This is a genomic window from Streptomyces sp. NPDC041713 (assembly GCF_055591085.1).
The window spans coordinates 55085-71450 of the sequence record NZ_JBVIZY010000015.1 but is presented as its reverse complement, the minus strand read 5'-3'; the positions used below and the strand labels follow the sequence as shown (position 1 = coordinate 71450).

Genomic DNA, 16366 nt, shown 5'->3' with positions numbered 1-16366 from the left:
GCACCCATGCACCACCCCGATTCCGCCGCCGCCCGGGCCAAGGACGTCGTACGCGACTACCTCACGGCCCTGCGCGAGCGTGACGCCGCGGCTCTGCCACGGCTGATCGCCGCCGACGCCGTCTTCCGCATACCGGGCGACCACCCGGTGGCGGGCACCTGGAAGGGGCTCGCGGAGATCGCCGAGAAGTTCCTGCTGCCCATGGGGGAGCGCTTCGATCCGACGGCGGAGTACACGGTCGACGTCCGCCACGTCATCGCCGAGGGCGGCGAGGTGTCGGTCGAGTGCGTCACCCGGGCCACGACCCGGGACGGCGCGCCGTACGCCCTGGACATCACCGCCCAGTTCACGGTGGAGGACGGCCGGATCACGAGCATGCGGGAGTACTTCGACACGCAGTACTTCGCCCGCACGCTCTTCGGCCGGGGCTGAGAGGGGGCGGGGCGGGGCGGGATGAGGCGGGGTTCGTCCCGCCCCACTTCACGTACGACCTGCGTACGACCTGCGTACGGCCTACGGTCGGCGTCCCACGACGAGGCGCAGCCCGAGCGTCACGTCCGCCCACTCCGCGCGGACCTGACCGAACCCGGCGGCCCGCAGCGACTCCTCGACGTCGATCTCGGGCGCCAACGCGCCGCCCAGGACGGCGAGTTCGAGCCGCGCGGCAGCCGCCCCCAGCCGGCGTCCGGGCGGGAGCGGGCACGGCACGACGAGCCAGCCGCCCGGCAGGAGCGCCCGCGCGGCGTCGGCCACCTCCCGTCGCAGTCCTTCGGCCGTACGGCCGCCCGCGGGCAGCCAGGCCAGGGCGAGCCCGTCGTCCGCCGCGAAGCGCGCACGCTCCCCGGCCTCCCCGGCCCGTACGTCGACCCGCGCGAGGGCACCGCCCCGGGCCGGTGAGTCGACCTCCACCGCCACCTGTTCCGGCTCCAGCGCGAGCACCGGCACGAACGGGATGTGCCGGGCGAGATGCGCGGCGGTGCGGCCCCCGTCGCCGGCCGCGCAGCCCACCCGCGCGCCGGGGGCGTCCAGCGTCCAGGGCAGCCCTTCGAGCCGTCCGAGCAGCGTGTCGACGAGCGCGTCGACGAGTACCGGTGCCTCCCCGCCGCAGCCCGGCACCATCGTGCGCACCGGATCCAGGGTCCCGGCGCGCAGCCGGGCGCCCGCGACGGCCGTGCGCCGCAGCCGCGCCGCGAACGCCGCGGCGCGCGGCCCGCCGACGAGGACCCGCCGCAGACCGGGGTCGACGACATGGCGTCCCGCGTCGTCCCTGCGCGTCAGCGACGCGTCGCCGAGGACCCGCAGAAGCCCCTCGGTCAGGGCTTCGGTCAGGTCTTCGGTCAGGTGTTCCGGGAGGCCCTCGGCCGCCTCCTCGGTCGTCGCGGGCCGTACGAGGCGGTTCAGGAGCCCCGTCTCGTACGCCACCGTGCACGCCACCAGGGCCCAGGCCCGCTCCGCCACCTCGGCGAGCCGCCCCTCGAACAGGCCCGCGGGGCCCGCCGGCAGCGCGTCGGGCCGCTGCCCGGACCGCACGGCGGCAAGGAGGGTGTGGGCGCGGTCGAGCAGCGCGGTCAGCGCGCCGAGCCGGTCGGGCGCGACGTCCTCGCCGAGCCCCGCGGCGGCGACCCCCTCGCGCACCGCGTCGGCGAGCGCTCCCTGTCCCGACGCGCCGATCCCCGAGGCCCCGATCCCCGACGTGCCGGCCCCCGACGTGTCGGCCGCGTACCACTGTTCGACCGCGTGCAGCGCCCACCAGGCGTCGGCGCACCGGGCGACGGAACGCTCGGCGGCGTCCTCGCGGGCCCGCCTGCCCTCCAGGTCGACGATCGCGCGCTGCCCGAGCTGGATGAGGAGGGTCTCCTGGGAACCCTGCCCGGAGACCAGCCCGAGGACGTCGCGCATGAACCGTTCCCAGGGGAACGCGGACATGTACGCCTCGCCGCCTTGCAGGCCCATCACGAGCCGGCCCACCCGCAGCGCGCACTCCGCGGTCCGGTGTTTGGCGACGGTCGCGAACTCGTCGAAGTGCGGGTCGCGTCCGGGCGAGCGGGTGCCGTCGAGGGCGCGGTGGACGGTCGCGCGTGCGCTCTGCAGCAGCATGCGCATCTCGCCGACCGTCCGTTCCACGTTGCTGTGGTCGAGCACGGGACGGCCGCCGCGCCTGCGCGAGGCGAGCGACTCCACGCACGCGTCGACGACCCCGTCCAGTGCGCCGAGCACGCCGCAGGCGCTCATCGTGCGGCGGATGCGGGCGTACGTGTTGAGCTCGCTGAGCGCGTCGGCCCGCCACACCAGACGCCACGCGGGCAGCCGCACGTCGTGCAGGACGACCTGGCCGAGACCCATCGTGTGCAGGCCCATGGTGTCCATGTGCAGGGCGCTCACCCCCGGGTCGTCCTTCTCGACGGCGAAGGCGAGCATGTCGTTGGACGCCTCGTCGCGCAGGAACAGGATGAACAGATCGGCGAACCGGGCACCGGCGAGGAACCGTTTGGCGCCGTTCAGCACCCATGTGTCGCCGTCGAGACGCGCGGTGGACCGGTAGTCGTACGGATCCCGGTTCTCGTAGGCGCCCTGCACCCCGAAGCGCCGCCCGGCCAGCAGGTCGGGGACGTAGGCCTCGATCAGTTCCGGCCTGCCGCTGGAGAGGATCAACTCGGTGATCTCGACGGTGATGTCGAGCAGCACGGCGAACCCGGGATCGCGCGAGAGCCGGGCCACCTCCTCGACCACCACGCCCCAGGCGAGCTTGTCCCTGCCGTCGCCGCCCGCCCCGACCGGCAGCGAGAAGCGCAGCAGACCGAGGCGCCCGCCTCCTCGAACAGGCGCCGGTCGAGGGGTTCACGCCGGTGGTTGAGGAAGTACGAGCCCGGGTTGACGCGGTCCAGGACGAAGCCCCCGAACCGGTGCCGCGCCTCCAGCCTGACCCGCTCCACCTCGTCGTCGAGCGTGGCGTGCGCGCGGTCCCCGCGGTTCATCACGTCCACCGCGTGGGCCCGGCGCGTCACGCCGCCCCGCCGGAAGCGTCGGGGCCCGCGGCGGCGCCCAGTGCGCGCACCAGGTCGTCGAGGGACTCGTCGCCGAGGAACCGGTCGAGGGCGATGACGGCGCCGGTGCGCTCCTCGACCTCCACGGAGAGCTGGGCCGCGGTGAGCGAGTCGATGCCGAGTTCGCCGAGCGGCCGGTCGACGGCCAGTTCGTCGTCGATGCCGAGCAACTCCCCGATCAGCGCCGGGAGCCAGGCCCCCGCGGACTCGGCGTGGACGTGCGTATGGTCGATCGTGGTGATGGCGTACTCCCAGGATTCGTTCCGACGCCGGCCGGCGGCCGGCCATGGGTCAGCCGCGGTGCAGTCGCGGATCAGCCGCGGTGCAGTCGCAATTCAGTCGCGGTACTGCGGTGCGATCCGCAGCGGTACGAGCGAGAACGCCCGGTCCCCGTCGTCCAGTTGGACGAGATGGCGCACCAGCAGATCCTCGGCCTCGGGGTCGGGCGCGACCGGGCGGCCGAGCCGGGCGAGGACACGGCGCAGAGCGAGCGAGACCCAGTGCCGCTCCGCGGCGAGCCCGCCGAGACTCCCGCCGCGCAGGCGCCAGGTGTGCAGGACACAGGCGGCCGCGTGCACCAGACAGTGCGTGCGGGCCGCCTCGTACGCGTCGGTCGTGCGCCGGGTGCCGAGAGCCCGGAACGCCGCCCGGTTCTCGTCGCGGACCGCCAGCAACGTACGGGCCATGAACCCGAGTTCGGCGTCGTCGGCCAGTTCGTGCACGGCCTCGTCGAGGGAGTCGACGACCTCGTCGGCGCCGCCGAAGGCCAGTGCGGGCCGCAGCTCGCGCGGGGCCGGGGACGGCGCGGGATCGCCGAACCCGAAGAGCAGCGGGAGCGGCACCTGCGCGGACCCGCGCGGACGTCGTGCTGCGGCGGTCAACTGGGCGCGCACCGTGTCGAGTTGGACGAGTTCGGTGCCCTCGAAGACCGGCGTGACGGACACGTCGCGCAGCAGCTTCTGGAACGCGCCGCCCGCGACGCCCTCGCGCAGATGGGCCCGCGCGGAGAGCACTTCGCCGCAGGCGTGCACGGCGTCCACGCACAGCCGCGGCACCGCGTACTTCGCCACCGCGGACCACAGCGCCATCCGGCGGCGCGCCACATCCAGCCCGCGCGCGGCCGCCAGCTCCGTGCACTCGGCGATGAGCAGATCGGTGAAGGCCCGGGCGAGCAGCGAACGCACCGGAGGCAGGGCGAGCGCGGGCTGCCCGTACAGGACGCGGTCGCGGGCGTGCCGCAGCGCCACGCGCAGGGCCGTGTCGGCCGCGCCGAGACTGCTCGCGCCGACCAGGGTCCGGGTGAACTGCAGCATCCCCGAGACCATCTCGATGCCGCGCCCCGGCCGCCCGAGCACGGCGTCGGCGCCGACCCGGCACCCGTCCAACTCGAAGCCGCTCAGGTCGTGCCCGCGCAGCCCGTGCGTGCGGACCTTCGGCAGCCGTCGCACGCCGTGGCCGCCGATGGCCTCGAAGTCGAGCAGGAACAGGCCGTACGACGGGTCGCAGGCGGCGAGCACGGTGGCGAAGGCGGACCTGCTGCCGTTGCCCACCAGCCACTTCGTGCCGTCCAGCGCATGCCCCCCGGCGTCGGGGACGGCGCGGGTCGCGGTGGCGAGCAGGTCGCTGCCCGCCGCCTCCTCGCTGATGCCCGCCGTTCCCCAGGCCCGCCCGAGCACCAGGTCGGCGACGCGGCGCCGCTGTTCCTCCGTACCCCAGACCCAGACCGGTGTCGCGGCGAGCAGCGTCGAACCGAACCCCACGGAGACCGCCAGATCGTGGCGGGACACCACGCGCGCGACCGCCGCGAACGCCTCGAACGAGGCGAGAGCGCCGCCCTCGGAGACGGGCACCAGGTGCCGGTGGAGACCGGCCGCCCAGGCCGCCTCGTAGGCGGCGGTGGGCTCGCTCTCGTGTTCGTCCGCGCGCAGGCCCCCGGCCAGCGACATGCCACTCCCGGGGTCGAACGGGCAGCCGAGCGCCGCCTCCAGGCGCGCCGCGTCCTCGAAGGCGGACGGCGTGGCCCCGGCGACGGACGGGGACTCCGCGGCGACGGGAAAGGACTCCGCAGCCACGGGAGGGGACCCCGCGGCGCGCCGTGTCTCTTCCCCGGCCCCGACGGCGGTCATATGCGCTCCACCACGAGGGCGCAGGGCCCGCCGTCGTCCTCGGCGAGCCCGATCTCGTGGACGAAGGCGAGCTCGCCGCCGTGCCGGTACGCCGTGCTGCGGATCTCCAGGAGGTCCCACAGCTGACCCGAGCGCAACCAGGTCACATCCACCTTGCGGATCCCGTCGGCCAGTGCGCGGCGCAGCTCGGGCGCCGAACGGCCGTGCCGGAGCACGAGTTCCTCCCGGGCGCCCGCGGCGAACCCGAGCGTCTCGGCCCAGTACCACTGGTCGGCCACCTCGCAGTGGTGGCGGTGTACCCGGTACGACGTGGTGCCGGTGGCGAGCCGCTCCCCGTCCCGCTCGAACCGGGCGCGCAGCGCGCGGACGGCGGAGCGGTGCGGCGAGCGCTCGAACTCGTCGTCCTCGAAGGCGGCGACGAGCGCGCCGGGCAGCGGCGCGGGCGTTCCGGAGAGCGCCTGGTCGCCGCCGAGCCGCAGCGGCACCGAGGCACCCCGCGTGCGTACCGCGACACCGGCGGGGCCACGCAGCGTCATCTCCACCTCCAGCTGCGAGGAGGCGGGGCCGCGCAGCCGTGCCCGTACGTCCACGAGCGCCGCGTCGGCGTCGAGGAAGCCGAAGGGCGAGGCGTACTCCAACTGCCAGGACCACAGCACGAAGCCGACCCGATGCTCGGCCACCAGGGCGCGGTGGCTGCACACGTGGTCGCGCAGCCAGCGCGCGCCGGCCTGGAAGGCGAGCCTGCCGACGGCGGTGGTGCCCAGCTGCGTGGGCGTGAACTGGCCCGCGTCGAGCACGGTCTCGTAGGTCGAGGTACGGGGCATCGGCTAGCCCCCGGAGATCGCGGTGACGATGTCCACCCGGTCGTCCTCGGCCGCCTCGCGGTCCAGCTCGCCCTGGGTGAGCCGTTCGCCGTTGAGGGCGATGAGGTGGGTCGGGCGTACGGTCCCGTCCCGGTCGAGCAGCACCTCGCTCAGCCGCGGGTAGCGCTCGGTCAGCCCGGTGAGGCCGGCGCGCACGGTGGCGCCGTCGACCTCGATCTCGTTCTCGTAGTCGGTGAAGCGGAGCAGGACGCCCCTGACCTTGACGATCATCGCCGGGCCCTTTCGTCGGTGCTTGCGAGTTGCGCCAGTTCGCCGGCGAGGTAGTGCCGGCGGGCCAGCCAGCGCTGGACCTTTCCGCTGGAGGTCTTGGGGACGGTCCGCGGCCGCACCAGGACGACGGCGCCCGGCCTGATGTTCAGCTCCCTCGACACGGCCCTGCGGATGCCGTCGATGGTCTCGGCGTACGACTCTTCGTCAGCGACGTCCGCCTCGTACACCACGACGAGCCGCTCGGCACCGCCCGCCGCGTCCTCGACCCCGAACACCGCGCCGCAGTTGCGCCGGATGCCGGGGACCGCGGCCTCGCAGACCCGCTCGACGTCGACCGGATAAAGATTGCGGCCGTTGATGACGACGAGGTCCTTGAGCCGCCCGGCGACGAAGAGTTCGTCGTCCAGGACGAAGCCGAGATCGCCGGTGCGCAGATACGGGCCTTCGCCGGCCGTGGTCCGCGCGCCGAACGTCTCGGCGGTCTCGTCCGGACGCCGCCAGTACCCGTCGGTGACGCTCGGCGAGTCGACCCAGATCTCGCCGACCGTCCCGTCCGCGAGGGGCTCGCGGGTGGCCGGATCGGCGATCAGGAGCCGGGTGCCGGGCCCCGGCCTGCCGCAGCTCACCAGCGATCTCGTCGGCTGCCCCGGCTGCGCGGGCCGTGCCGTGCCGTGCGTCTCCAGTGCCTCGCGGTCCACCGAGAGCGTCTGCCAGCCGCCGAGTGGTTTGCCGCCCGTCACGTACAGCGTCGCCTCGGCCAGCCCGTAACACGGCAGGAACGAGGCGGCCCGGAAACCGGCGGGCCCGAAGCGCGCCGCGAACCGCTCCATCGTCTCGGCCCGCACGGGCTCCGCGCCGGTGAAGGCGAGTTCGACCCCGGACAGGTCGAGCCCGTCGACCTCCGCGTCCGTCGCACGGCGCACACAGAGGTCGTACGCGAAGTTCGGCGCGCCGATGATCGTCGCGCGGTACCGGGAGACCATCCGCAGCCAGGACAAGGGGCGGCGCAGGAACGTCACCGGTGACATGAGGGTCACCGGGATGCCGGTGGCGAGCGGGGTGAGGATGCCGCCGACCAGGCCCATGTCGTGGTAGGGCGGCAGCCACAGCCCGCCGGAGCTGCCGGGGTGGATCCCGAAACCGCGGGCGATCTCCGCGCAGTTGGCCCGCAGTCTGGCCTGGTCGAGCAGGACGCCCCGCGGCAGCGCCGTCGAACCGGAGGTGTACTGCAGCAGCGCGGGCACGCCGGGCCGGGGCGCGAGCGGCGCCACCCCCGGGCCCGTCGGGTCGAGCGTGTCGGTGGCGAGCAGGCGCGGGGCCCGGCCGCCGAGAGTGGTGGTGAGCCAGTCCGCCATGAGCGGCGCGATGTCCGACGTGGTCAGGACGGTGCTCGCCCCGGCGTCCTCGATGATGGCGGCGAGCCGGGGCAGGGTGCGCGCGAGCCGGGCCGGGTCCGGCGGGAAGGCGGGCACCGCGGGTACGCCCGCGTAGAAGCAGCCGAACAGGGCGGCGAGGTAGTCGGGCCCCGGCGCGAACAGGAGCAGCACCGGTTCCGGACGCCCGTCGGTGGCCGCCAGGATCCCCGCCGCGACGGCGCGTGCGCGGGCGTCGAGCGCGGCGTGGGTGAGCTCCTCGGCGGACTCGTCCTCGTGCACGAACCGGTGGGCGACGACGTCGGGTGCCTGCCGAGCCCGCTCGTGCAGGAGACGCGCGAAGCCGAATTCCTCGAAGCCACCGGGATCAGGAACAGCCGACACGGGGCGCCTGCTCCAGGGGGAGGGTGCCCCACTTGCCGGGTCTGTCCCGCCACTGCTCGCCGTCGGGCAGCGGCTCGACGCGCGTGGTGGCCAGGGGGAGGTCGGAGGCGAGCCGGGCGTTCCATTCGAGCGCGGGCGCGAGTTCGGGCGGCAGCTCGTCCTCCGGGTAGATCGCGTCGGCCGGGCAGGCCTCGACGCAGTTGCCGCAGTCGATGCACTCCGCGGGGTCGATCACCAGGAAGGTGCCGGCCTCGCGGAAGCAGGCGACGGGACAGTAGGTGATGCACTCCGCGAACTTGCAGTGGACGCACTGCTCGGTGACCACGTGTGTCACGCGCCCGCCTCCTGAACTCCGCTGCCGCCCTGAACTCCGGTGCCGGCGGCGGTCGTTGCCGGGGCGTCCGGCGGGAGCAGTTCGCCGTGGGCGTCCACGAAGCGGTGTCCCGCGTCGAGTCCGAGCTCGTAGGCCTTGACGAGTCCGTCCGCCGTCGCCGACGCGTAGTCGACGCCGAGGTTCTTGAGGTCGTCCGCCGGCTTGATCACCAGGACCCGGGCCTGCCCGACGACGGAACCGTCGACGATCTCCTCGGACGCGTAGAGGTCGCGGAAGAGGGGGAAGGGGTCGCAGCCGATCGCGATGACCACGTCCACCCCCTTGGCGGCGACCTCGCGCGCCGGACAGGAGCAGGTGTACGAGGCGTCGACGTACGCCTCTCCGTCGATCTCCGCGGGGACGGCCCAGGCGTGCAGCATGCGCGTCGAGGCGTAGGAGACGGCGTCGTAGTTCTCCGGCGTCAGCCGCGGCTCGGCGCCACCGGGCTCGGCGCGCGAGGAGAAGACGACGGTGGCGAGGTTCTCCTCGACCCAACTCCGGTCCCCGGTGAAGACGTTGCGCAGCAGGTCCCTGCCCAGCGCCTTCGCGCCGGGCCCCTGGGTGACCTCCGCGGCGGCGGGATTCGTGACCTTACCGGTGGCCAGCAGGAACTCCGGCGCGTCCGCCCGGAAGAGGCCCTCGCGCAGGATGGGGCCGTACTCCTCGATGCTGTCCAGGACGACCGTGCTCATGCCCTTCTCCGTGGCAGCCGCGGCGGCCTTGAGCCAGTAGTCCACGCCGGTGCGCCGGGCCCGGCCGACCGCTGCGAGCCCGCCGGAGAGGGCGGAGGACGAGGCGGTGCCGTAGACGTCGCCGCGCAGCCCGCGTTCCTCGAACGCGGCCAGCACGCCGTGGCCGTAGACCCCCTTGAGCATCCCCGACGCGACGGCGATGCCTATGCGCTCCGTGGCGCTTGCGTCAGTCATTTCGGCCCTTCCCTGGCTGGTCGGTGAGGTCGGCGAACTCGGCGCAGCCGGACAGGAGAGTCGAGTCGATCAGGCGGTCCAGGTCGTCCTTGAACGACTGGTTCGGCCCCGGGCGGCTGCCTGCCGTCGCGTCCGCGTCGGCGGAGCGCTGCGTCACGTGGTGCGGGAGCGTCATGGCGTCCTCCAAGCAGGGGAGAGCTGACGGGCCGAACGTTAGCACGACCGTCCGTTCACTTTTCTCGTACGAGGCTACTTCTCCCCGCTCGGCAATCAATATGAGCGAACGGTCGTGCTAACATCCCGGCATTCCTGATCATCTGGAGGGCGTGGGATGAATCCCGCTACAGCAGCCGCACACGCTGCCCCGGGGGACCGGGGCGAGGCGATGTTCGACCTCTTCCGTCGCCCTCAGGGCCGCAGCAGGGCCCGGCCCGACGAGCGGGCGGTCATCGAGAGCGCACGGATCTCGGAGCTGGCCGTCGACGGCAAGGTCGCCGTCGTCTACCGATGGGGCGACGGCGAGCGGCCGGTGCTCCTGGTGCACGGCTGGGAATCGCGCGCCTCGCGCTACGCCAAGACCGTCGCCCGGCTCGTCGAACTCGGCTACAGCCCGGTCGCCTTCGACGCGCCGGGGCACGGCGAGGCCACCGGGGACGGCACGACCCTGCTGGAGTACCGCGACATCATCGTCGAACTCCACCGCGCGCACGGCGACTTCGAGGCGATCATCGGGCACTCCTTCGGGGTGATCGCGACCTACGTGGCGCTGCAGCACGGAGTGCGCGCCGGCCGGGTCGTCGCGATCAGCCCGGTCCCCGACTTCGGCTACCTGGTCGACAGCTTCTCCCGTGCGGCGCGGCTGTCCGAGTCGGCCGACCAGGAACTGCGGGGCCGCATCGAGCGTGAGGTGTACCCGGGCGAGCGGGACATGTGGACGCGCTTCTCCGTCTTCCACGGCACCGCGGGGCTGCACGTGCCGCTCCTCGTCGTCCATGACGAGGACGATCGCGCGGTCGACGCCGGCCAGGGGGCACGCATGGCCGAGTTCTTCGGGGCGCGCCTGGTCACCACGCGGCGGTTCGGGCACCTGCGCATCCTCGGTGCACCCCAAGTGGTCGCGGAAATAACGGAGTTCGTCACGGCCGGCGCCCTGGAGCCCGGCAGGAAGACCGAGGTGGTGGCCGGATGAGCGGCATACTCGCGGGCAAGCGCGTGCTCGTGACCGGGGTGCTCATGGAGTCCTCGATCGCGTTCCACGCGGCAAAGATCGCCCAGGAGCAGGGCGCCGAGGTGGTCCTGACCGGGTACGGCAGGCTGAGCCTGGTCGAGCGCATCGCCAAGCGGCTGCCGCGCCCCGCGCCCCTGGTCGAGCTCGACGTGCAGGACAAGGGCCACCTCGACAGCCTCGCGGACCGCGTCAGGGAGAGCGTCGGCGGGGACGCGCGCCTGGACGGCGTGGTGCACTCCATCGCCTTCGCCCCGCAGGATGCGCTCGGCGGCAACTTCCTGGAGACCGGCTGGGACTCCGTGGCGACCGCCGTCGAGGTCTCCGCGTACTCCCTCAAGGCACTGGCCATGGCCTGCCTGCCGCTGATGGAGGAGCGGGGTGGTGCCGTGGTGGGCCTGGACTTCGACGCGCGGACCGCCTGGCCCGCGTACGACTGGATGGGCGTGGCCAAGGCCGCGCTGGAGTCCACCTCGCGCTATGTCGCGCGGGACCTGGGGCCGCGCGGCATCCGCTGCAATCTCGTCGCGGCGGGACCGATCAAGACGATGGCGGCCAAGTCCATCCCCGGCTTCGAGACGTTCCGCGAGGTGTGGCGCACGCGCGCGCCCATCGGCTGGGACCTGTCCGACCCCGAGCCCGCGGCCCGCGCGGTGGTCGCGCTGCTCTCGGACTGGTTCCCGCGCACCACGGGCGAGATCGTGCACGTCGACGGCGGAGTGCACGCCATCGGGGCCTGACCCCGCGGCGGTCGCGGGGCCCCGGCCCCGCCCGAGAACGCGCCGTGCGAGGGCCCGTCACCCCCGGGCGGACCTTCGCACGGCGCCCCCCCCATGTCCGTCCCGACGGGGCCCGTGCCCTAGCCGTCCGCCGGCTCCGCGATGTCCTCGGGCAGCAGGGACGGGTCGGTGGCCACGCCGCGCAGCCGGTTCAGGATGGCGGTGGCCGCCTTGTCGTAGCAGCTGAACTCGTCGTGCAGCACGGACTCGGCGTTGGCCATCTCCAGGAAGGCGACCAGTTCGAAGGCGAGTTGGGGGACGTCGACACCCTCCTCGATCTCCTCCGTCTGCTGCGCCTCCCAGATGGTCTGCTCCAGATACGTGGACCAGTTGGTACGGGCCGCCGCCAGGGTGTCGTGCACCTTGCCCGGACGGGCGTCGTACTCCGCCGACGTCGAGTAGAAGAAGCAGCCGCCGGGGAAGACGCGCTCGCGCGAGTACGTGAGCCAGCTGGTGCACACGCGCCACAGCCGGGTGATCCCCGGCGGGAGTTCGCGGGCCGGCTGGACCACGTGCTCCAGATAGACCTTGATCGCCGCGCGCACCGTGGCCAGCTGCAGGTCCTCCTTGGAGCCGAACAGCGCGAACACACCGCTCTTGCTGAGCTTCAGCTCGCCCGCGAGCCTGCCGAGGGAGAGGCCTTCGAGGCCTTCGACCGAGGCGACCTGCATGGCGCGCTTGAGGACCAGCTGACGGGTCTGATTCCCGCGGGCGACCCGTCCGTCGATGTGTGTCGCTGCCATGGTGGTGCCTACCTGTCTCCTGGGCCGGGTGCTCGCGGTGCCCGATAGGTGACCAGTGTACCGAGTAAGTGGACGATCGTGCGGTCAGCGTGGGTGGGTGGTGATGGCACGACCGTGCGTGCTCCGAGGCTGACTCAGGGCGACGCTCAGTCCGTTACGGGAACCGCGTCGGGCAGCGTCTCCGTACGGTCGGCGGCGGCGCTCGTGGTGGCGGTGGCGGTGGTCCCGTGCTCGACGAACTCCAGGACGGCGCGCACCACGTCGGGGTCGCCGAGGATCCTGCGGTGCCCGAGCCCTCGCGTAGTGATCATCCGCGCCCGGTCGCCGAAGGTGGCCGCGATCCCGCGGCCCTGGTCCAGGCCGATCCGGCCGTCGTCCTCGTCGTGCACCACGAGGACCGGCGCCGTGACCGCCTCGGCGGCGTACGAGACGGAGAAGGGCATGCGGTCGGCGGGCACGCCGGGGAAGAGGTTCTTGCCGATCCGGGCCGTCAACTCGCCCTTCAGGGACGGCCGGAGCCTCAGTTCCGAGCAGAACGCGTCGACCAGGTACGCGAAGTCGCAGACCCCGCTGATGGCGACGATCCGCTCCGCCCGCACCCCCTTGGTGAGCGCGTGGAAGGAGCCGAGCGCGCCCAGGGAGTGCGCGACGAGGGCGTCGAACGTGCCGTACTGGTCGTGCAGTTCGGCGAGGATCGCCTGGTACTCCAGGATGGTGGTGCTGCGGCCCGTGGCGTCGCCGTGGCCGGGGGCGTCGAAGGTGATGACGCTGTGGCCCAGGGCGAGCAGGCCGGGGACGAAGTCGCTGAAGCGCGAGCCGCGCGACTGCCAGCCGTGGACCAGGAGCACGGGGCGCTCGCCGGTGCCCCACCGGTAGGTCACCGCGGACTTGCCGTTGACGCGGATGCTCCCGCGGTGCGCCGACGCGAACAACTCGCGCTCGCTGGACCGCATCGCGCTCCGGGCCAGCGGCATGTGGAACAGCGCGTAGGCGCCGGCGCCGGCGAGCCGCCCCGAGACGCGGGAGACGGCATTGATGGTCGTACTCACGACGGTCTCTGTGGGACCCATGTCCAGTACTCCTCGGTCGGCGGCAACAGGAACGTGGTATATTAGCACGACCGTCCGTGCTGTTAATTCGGAATTCGGCCACGGGTCCACGGGTCCACGGGCTCCGGCGCTCACGAGGGGAACGCGATGCCGTCCACCATCTGGTTCACGCCATGGACGCCGGGACCCGCGGCGGAGGCCGCCCGCGAAGAGGACGTCACGGGTGCGGCGCTCGTCAGCGTCACCGAGTTCGCCCCGCACCGGCCCTGGACCGCGGTGGGCGTCAACCTCACCGGCATCACCCTGCGCAGATCCTGGGGCGAGGTCACCGGCGCCGTCGGGCTCTGGCTGTGGGTGGACCCGGACCCGCGCCGCCCCCGCTCGGGGTCGGTCTCGGTCTGGCGGGACGAGAAGGACCTGAAGGGCTTCGTGGCCCGCCCCGACCACCTGCGCATCATGCGCGCGTACCGCGACCGGGGCGCGATGCGCTCGGCCCTGTGGCGCGCCCCGGACTTCGACGCGACGGCGACGCGGGAGACGGTCCGGTCCTTCCTCTCCGGGCGTTCACCGTGGCCGCGCGACCCCTCGGCGCAATGACGCCCGGCGACGGGAACGGGCCGCGTACGGTGGGTCCATGGACGTTCGACCTCGCCCCGCCCGCAGGCGGTCATGACCGAGCACTCCGCGGACCAGGTCTCCGCAGCCGAGCCGCCGACGGGCCAACCGCCCCTTGACCAGCTCCAGATGGGCGATTCGCCCGTCGACCCCGTGGGCGACCCCGTCGACCTGGCCATGGCCCGCAAGGTCCTGGACGCCCAGCCGTTCAGCCGCCTCGTGCAGGCCCGCATCACCCGCTTCGGCGAGGGCGCGGCCACGCTGGAGATCGACGTCCGGCCCGAACTCCAGCAGCAGAACGGGTTCGTGCACGGGGGCGTGCTCGCCTACGCTGCCGACAACGGCATCACCTTCGCGGCCGGCACCACCCTCGGCCCCGCCGTGCTGACCTCGGGCTTCTCCATCCAGTACGTACGCCCCGCCACCGGCGTCCGGCTCGTCGCCCGCGCCGTGGTCGTGCACACGGGGCGCCGCCAGGCGACGGTGCGCTGCGAGCTGTACGGCGTGGCGGCCGAGGGGACCGAGACGCTCTGCGCGATCGCCCAGGGCACGGTGCTCTCCACGGCCTGAGCGGCCTGCTCCTCCTCCGACTCTTCCTCCTGCTCCAACTCCTATTCCTCCGCCGGGGACTCCGGGATCTCGGTCATGCGCACCAACCGCCGCTCACGGCGCGAGAGTTCGCACGCCTCCGCGATCCGCAGCGCGTGCAGCGCCTCGCGCCCGTCGCAGGGGTTCGTGCGCTCGCCGCGGACGACGTCGACGAAGGCCGCGAGCTCCGCCTCGTACGCCGGGGCGAAGCGCTCCAGGAAGCCGGGCCAGGGCTTGACCGGTGCGGCCGGGCCCGTCGGCTCCGCCGAGGTGAGCGGCGTGCGCTCGTCCGTGCCGACCCCCAACTGGTCCAGTTCCCCGGCCAGTTCCATCCGGACGTCGTAGCCCGCGCCGTTGCAGCGGGTCGCGGTCGCCGTGGCGAGGGTGCCGTCGTCCAGGGTGAGGACCGCGGCCGCCGTGTCGACGTCGTCGGCCTCGCGGAACATCACGGGGCCGAGGTCGGAGCCGGTCGCGTACACCTCCGTGACCTCGCGGCCGGTGACCCAGCGCAGGATGTCGAAGTCGTGGACCAGACAGTCGCGGTAGAGGCCGCCGGAGAGCGGGAGGTACGCGGCCGGCGGCGGCGCCGGGTCCGAGGTGACCGCCCGTACCGTGTGCAGCCGGCCGAGCCGGCCCGCCCGCACCGCCTCGCGCGCCGCCGTGTACCCCGCGTCGAAGCGCCGCTGGAAGCCGAGTTGCAGCACCGTCCCCGCGGCCTCGACCTCGGCCAGGGCGGCCAGCGTGCCCGGCAGGTCGAGGGCGATGGGCTTCTCGCAGAACACCGGGAGCCCGGCCCGCGCGGCCCGCGCGATGAGCGCGGCGTGCGCCGACGTCGCCGCCGTGATCACCACGGCGTCCACCCCGGCCGCGAAGACCTCGTCCACCGAGGACACGGCCGTCGCGCCGGTCCGCGCCGCGAGGTCCGCCGCTCTGGCGGCGTCCACGTCGGCGATCACCAGGGACGACACCTCCGCGTTGCGGACGAGGGCCGTCGAGTGAAAGGTGCCGATGCGGCCCGTTCCGATCAGTCCGATGCGCATGGCTCCACCCTCGCGACGCCGTACCCTCCTGTCAATCCTTTGTCCGGACAACAGAACTTAAGAACTTCCCGTCATCCTCTCCTGGGGCTACGCTCGCCCCGTGTCCAAACCAGTCGCCAAAGCAGCTCAGGACAAGCCGGTCCGGGACCCCACGGTGGACCTCCGGCTCGGCGTCGACCGCAGCAGCCCCGTCCCGCTCTACTTCCAGCTCGCCCAGCAGCTGGAGGCGGCGATCGAGCGCGGCGCCCTGACGCCGGGCAGCCTCCTGGGCAACGAGATCGAGCTCGCCGGGCGGCTCGGTCTCTCCCGGCCCACCGTCCGCCAGGCCATCCAGTCCCTCGTGGACAAGGGGCTCCTGGTGCGGCGCCGGGGCGTCGGCACCCAGGTCGTGCACAGCCAGGTGAAGCGCCCGCTGGAGCTCAGCAGCCTCTTCGACGACCTGGAGGCCGCGGGCCAGCGGCCCGAGACCCGCGTCCTGCACAACACCCTCGAACCCGCCTCCGCCGAGGTCGCGGCGGCGCTCGGGATCGGCGAGGGCGACGAGGTGCACCGCGTGGAGCGGCTCCGACTCGCCCACGGCGAACCCGTGGCCCGGCTCCGCAACCACCTGCCGACCGGGCTCGTCGACCTCGACACCGCGCGCCTGGAGGCCACCGGCCTCTACCGCCTGATGCGCGCCGCGGGCCACACCCTGCACAGCGCGCGCCAGTCCGTCGGGGCCCGCGCCGCCACCGCCGAGGAGGGCGAGCTGCTCGCCGAGCCCGTCGGCGCCCCGCTGCTCACGATGCGGCGCACCACCTTCGACGACACGGGCCGGGCGGTGGAGTTCGGCTCGCACGTCTACCGGGCCGCGCGCTACTCCTTCGAGTTCCAGCTCCTCGTACGGCCGTAGCGACCCGGCGCCGCGCCAGCCGTCAGAATGTTCTGACAAAGCCATTGACGCTCCCGGGCGCCCCCCGCTAGAACTCCTCCAGCCGCACCGAGGCGGCCGGAAGGCAAAGGGGTGG

The 16366-nt window shown here is 73.5% G+C and carries 18 protein-coding genes; 6 read left to right on the top strand and 12 right to left on the bottom strand.

Features of this window, described 5'->3' with window-relative positions:
• Positions 1–6 precede the first annotated feature (6 nt).
• A complete protein-coding gene (locus tag ACZ6CV_RS32540) occupies positions 7–432 on the top strand; it encodes a nuclear transport factor 2 family protein (RefSeq protein WP_469254838.1) in 426 nt (141 codons plus the stop codon).
• 81 nt (positions 433–513) lie between these two features.
• Here ACZ6CV_RS32540 and ACZ6CV_RS32535 read toward each other — a convergent pair whose 3' ends face one another.
• From ACZ6CV_RS32535 to ACZ6CV_RS32495, 9 genes are all read right to left on the bottom strand, one after another.
• Positions 514–2781 (bottom strand): acyl-CoA dehydrogenase family protein, encoded by a 2268-nt coding sequence (locus tag ACZ6CV_RS32535; protein WP_469255002.1) that lies wholly within the window; start codon positions 2779–2781, stop codon positions 514–516.
• Between the two features lie 220 nt (positions 2782–3001).
• The gene (locus ACZ6CV_RS32530) at positions 3002–3226 is read right to left on the bottom strand and encodes an acyl carrier protein (protein WP_469255001.1); all 225 of its coding nucleotides are present in this window, start codon (positions 3224–3226) and stop codon (positions 3002–3004) included.
• Between the two features lie 153 nt (positions 3227–3379).
• Positions 3380–5116: an acyl-CoA dehydrogenase family protein gene (locus tag ACZ6CV_RS32525; RefSeq protein ID WP_469254836.1), complete on the bottom strand. Its 1737-nt coding sequence runs from the start codon at positions 5114–5116 to the stop codon at positions 3380–3382.
• Positions 5117–5166: 50 nt separating this feature from the next.
• Positions 5167–5994 (bottom strand): acyl-CoA thioesterase, encoded by an 828-nt coding sequence (locus ACZ6CV_RS32520; RefSeq protein ID WP_469254835.1) that lies wholly within the window; start codon positions 5992–5994, stop codon positions 5167–5169.
• Between the two features lie 3 nt (positions 5995–5997).
• On the bottom strand, positions 5998–6264 hold the full coding sequence (locus tag ACZ6CV_RS32515) for a MoaD/ThiS family protein (protein ID WP_469254833.1): 267 nt from the start codon (positions 6262–6264) through the stop codon (positions 5998–6000).
• Positions 6261–8021, bottom strand: a complete 1761-nt coding sequence (locus ACZ6CV_RS32510; protein ID WP_469254831.1) for a fatty acyl-AMP ligase — start codon at positions 8019–8021, stop codon at positions 6261–6263. The genes ACZ6CV_RS32515 and ACZ6CV_RS32510 overlap by 4 nt, the downstream gene beginning before the upstream one ends.
• Positions 8005–8355, bottom strand: coding sequence for a 4Fe-4S dicluster domain-containing protein (locus ACZ6CV_RS32505; protein ID WP_469254829.1), 351 nt, complete (start codon positions 8353–8355; stop codon positions 8005–8007). The genes ACZ6CV_RS32510 and ACZ6CV_RS32505 overlap by 17 nt, the downstream gene beginning before the upstream one ends.
• The gene (locus ACZ6CV_RS32500) at positions 8352–9320 is read right to left on the bottom strand and encodes a patatin-like phospholipase family protein (protein ID WP_469254828.1); all 969 of its coding nucleotides are present in this window, start codon (positions 9318–9320) and stop codon (positions 8352–8354) included. The genes ACZ6CV_RS32505 and ACZ6CV_RS32500 overlap by 4 nt, the downstream gene beginning before the upstream one ends.
• The gene (locus tag ACZ6CV_RS32495) at positions 9313–9495 is read right to left on the bottom strand and encodes a hypothetical protein (protein WP_469254827.1); all 183 of its coding nucleotides are present in this window, start codon (positions 9493–9495) and stop codon (positions 9313–9315) included. The genes ACZ6CV_RS32500 and ACZ6CV_RS32495 overlap by 8 nt, the downstream gene beginning before the upstream one ends.
• Before the next feature lie 156 nt (positions 9496–9651).
• Here ACZ6CV_RS32495 and ACZ6CV_RS32490 point away from each other — a divergent pair, with 156 nt between their 5' ends.
• Both ACZ6CV_RS32490 and fabI read left to right on the top strand, forming a co-directional pair.
• Positions 9652–10509, top strand: coding sequence for an alpha/beta fold hydrolase (locus ACZ6CV_RS32490; RefSeq protein ID WP_469254826.1), 858 nt, complete (start codon positions 9652–9654; stop codon positions 10507–10509).
• Positions 10506–11285, top strand: a complete 780-nt coding sequence (fabI, locus tag ACZ6CV_RS32485) for an enoyl-ACP reductase FabI (RefSeq protein ID WP_469254825.1) — start codon at positions 10506–10508, stop codon at positions 11283–11285. Before ACZ6CV_RS32490 ends, fabI begins: the two co-directional genes overlap by 4 nt.
• A 119-nt stretch (positions 11286–11404) precedes the next feature.
• On the opposite strand, the gene ACZ6CV_RS32480 is transcribed toward fabI, so the two are convergent.
• Together ACZ6CV_RS32480 and ACZ6CV_RS32475 are read right to left on the bottom strand one after the other, a co-directional pair.
• Positions 11405–12067, bottom strand: a complete 663-nt coding sequence (locus ACZ6CV_RS32480) for a TetR/AcrR family transcriptional regulator (RefSeq protein ID WP_358773650.1) — start codon at positions 12065–12067, stop codon at positions 11405–11407.
• A 146-nt stretch (positions 12068–12213) separates the two neighbouring features.
• Positions 12214–13137, bottom strand: coding sequence for an alpha/beta fold hydrolase (locus ACZ6CV_RS32475; protein ID WP_469254824.1), 924 nt, complete (start codon positions 13135–13137; stop codon positions 12214–12216).
• Between the two features lie 126 nt (positions 13138–13263).
• Here ACZ6CV_RS32475 and ACZ6CV_RS32470 point away from each other — a divergent pair, with 126 nt between their 5' ends.
• Together ACZ6CV_RS32470 and ACZ6CV_RS32465 are read left to right on the top strand one after the other, a co-directional pair.
• Positions 13264–13713, top strand: coding sequence for a hypothetical protein (locus ACZ6CV_RS32470; protein WP_469254823.1), 450 nt, complete (start codon positions 13264–13266; stop codon positions 13711–13713).
• Between the two features lie 147 nt (positions 13714–13860).
• Entirely contained in the window at positions 13861–14301 is a 441-nt protein-coding gene (locus ACZ6CV_RS32465) for a PaaI family thioesterase (protein WP_469255000.1), read from the top strand.
• 41 nt (positions 14302–14342) lie between these two features.
• Here the strand turns inward: ACZ6CV_RS32465 and ACZ6CV_RS32460 are convergent, their stop codons facing one another.
• The gene (locus tag ACZ6CV_RS32460) at positions 14343–15359 is read right to left on the bottom strand and encodes a Gfo/Idh/MocA family protein (protein ID WP_469254822.1); all 1017 of its coding nucleotides are present in this window, start codon (positions 15357–15359) and stop codon (positions 14343–14345) included.
• Positions 15360–15459: 100 nt separating this feature from the next.
• Here ACZ6CV_RS32460 and ACZ6CV_RS32455 point away from each other — a divergent pair, with 100 nt between their 5' ends.
• Positions 15460–16251: a GntR family transcriptional regulator gene (locus ACZ6CV_RS32455; RefSeq protein ID WP_362365411.1), complete on the top strand. Its 792-nt coding sequence runs from the start codon at positions 15460–15462 to the stop codon at positions 16249–16251.
• The last annotated feature ends 115 nt before the right edge of the window (positions 16252–16366 follow it).

Bases quoted from the DNA above. Each gene is read 5' to 3' on its own strand.
- ACZ6CV_RS32495 (WP_469254827.1), bottom strand. From the start codon at position 9,495: ATGACGCTCCCGCACCACGTGACGCAGCGCTCCGCCGACGCGGACGCG.
- ACZ6CV_RS32470 (WP_469254823.1), top strand. From the start codon at position 13,264: ATGCCGTCCACCATCTGGTTCACGCCATGGACGCCGGGACCCGCGGCG.
- ACZ6CV_RS32490 (WP_469254826.1), top strand. From the start codon at position 9,652: ATGAATCCCGCTACAGCAGCCGCACACGCTGCCCCGGGGGACCGGGGC.
- ACZ6CV_RS32540 (WP_469254838.1), top strand. From the start codon at position 7: ATGCACCACCCCGATTCCGCCGCCGCCCGGGCCAAGGACGTCGTACGC.
- ACZ6CV_RS32500 (WP_469254828.1), bottom strand. From the start codon at position 9,320: ATGACTGACGCAAGCGCCACGGAGCGCATAGGCATCGCCGTCGCGTCG.
- ACZ6CV_RS32515 (WP_469254833.1), bottom strand. From the start codon at position 6,264: ATGATCGTCAAGGTCAGGGGCGTCCTGCTCCGCTTCACCGACTACGAG.
- ACZ6CV_RS32465 (WP_469255000.1), top strand. From the start codon at position 13,861: ATGGGCGATTCGCCCGTCGACCCCGTGGGCGACCCCGTCGACCTGGCC.
- ACZ6CV_RS32460 (WP_469254822.1), bottom strand. From the start codon at position 15,359: ATGCGCATCGGACTGATCGGAACGGGCCGCATCGGCACCTTTCACTCG.
- ACZ6CV_RS32520 (WP_469254835.1), bottom strand. From the start codon at position 5,994: ATGCCCCGTACCTCGACCTACGAGACCGTGCTCGACGCGGGCCAGTTC.
- ACZ6CV_RS32475 (WP_469254824.1), bottom strand. From the start codon at position 13,137: ATGGGTCCCACAGAGACCGTCGTGAGTACGACCATCAATGCCGTCTCC.
- fabI (WP_469254825.1), top strand. From the start codon at position 10,506: ATGAGCGGCATACTCGCGGGCAAGCGCGTGCTCGTGACCGGGGTGCTC.
- ACZ6CV_RS32480 (WP_358773650.1), bottom strand. From the start codon at position 12,067: ATGGCAGCGACACACATCGACGGACGGGTCGCCCGCGGGAATCAGACC.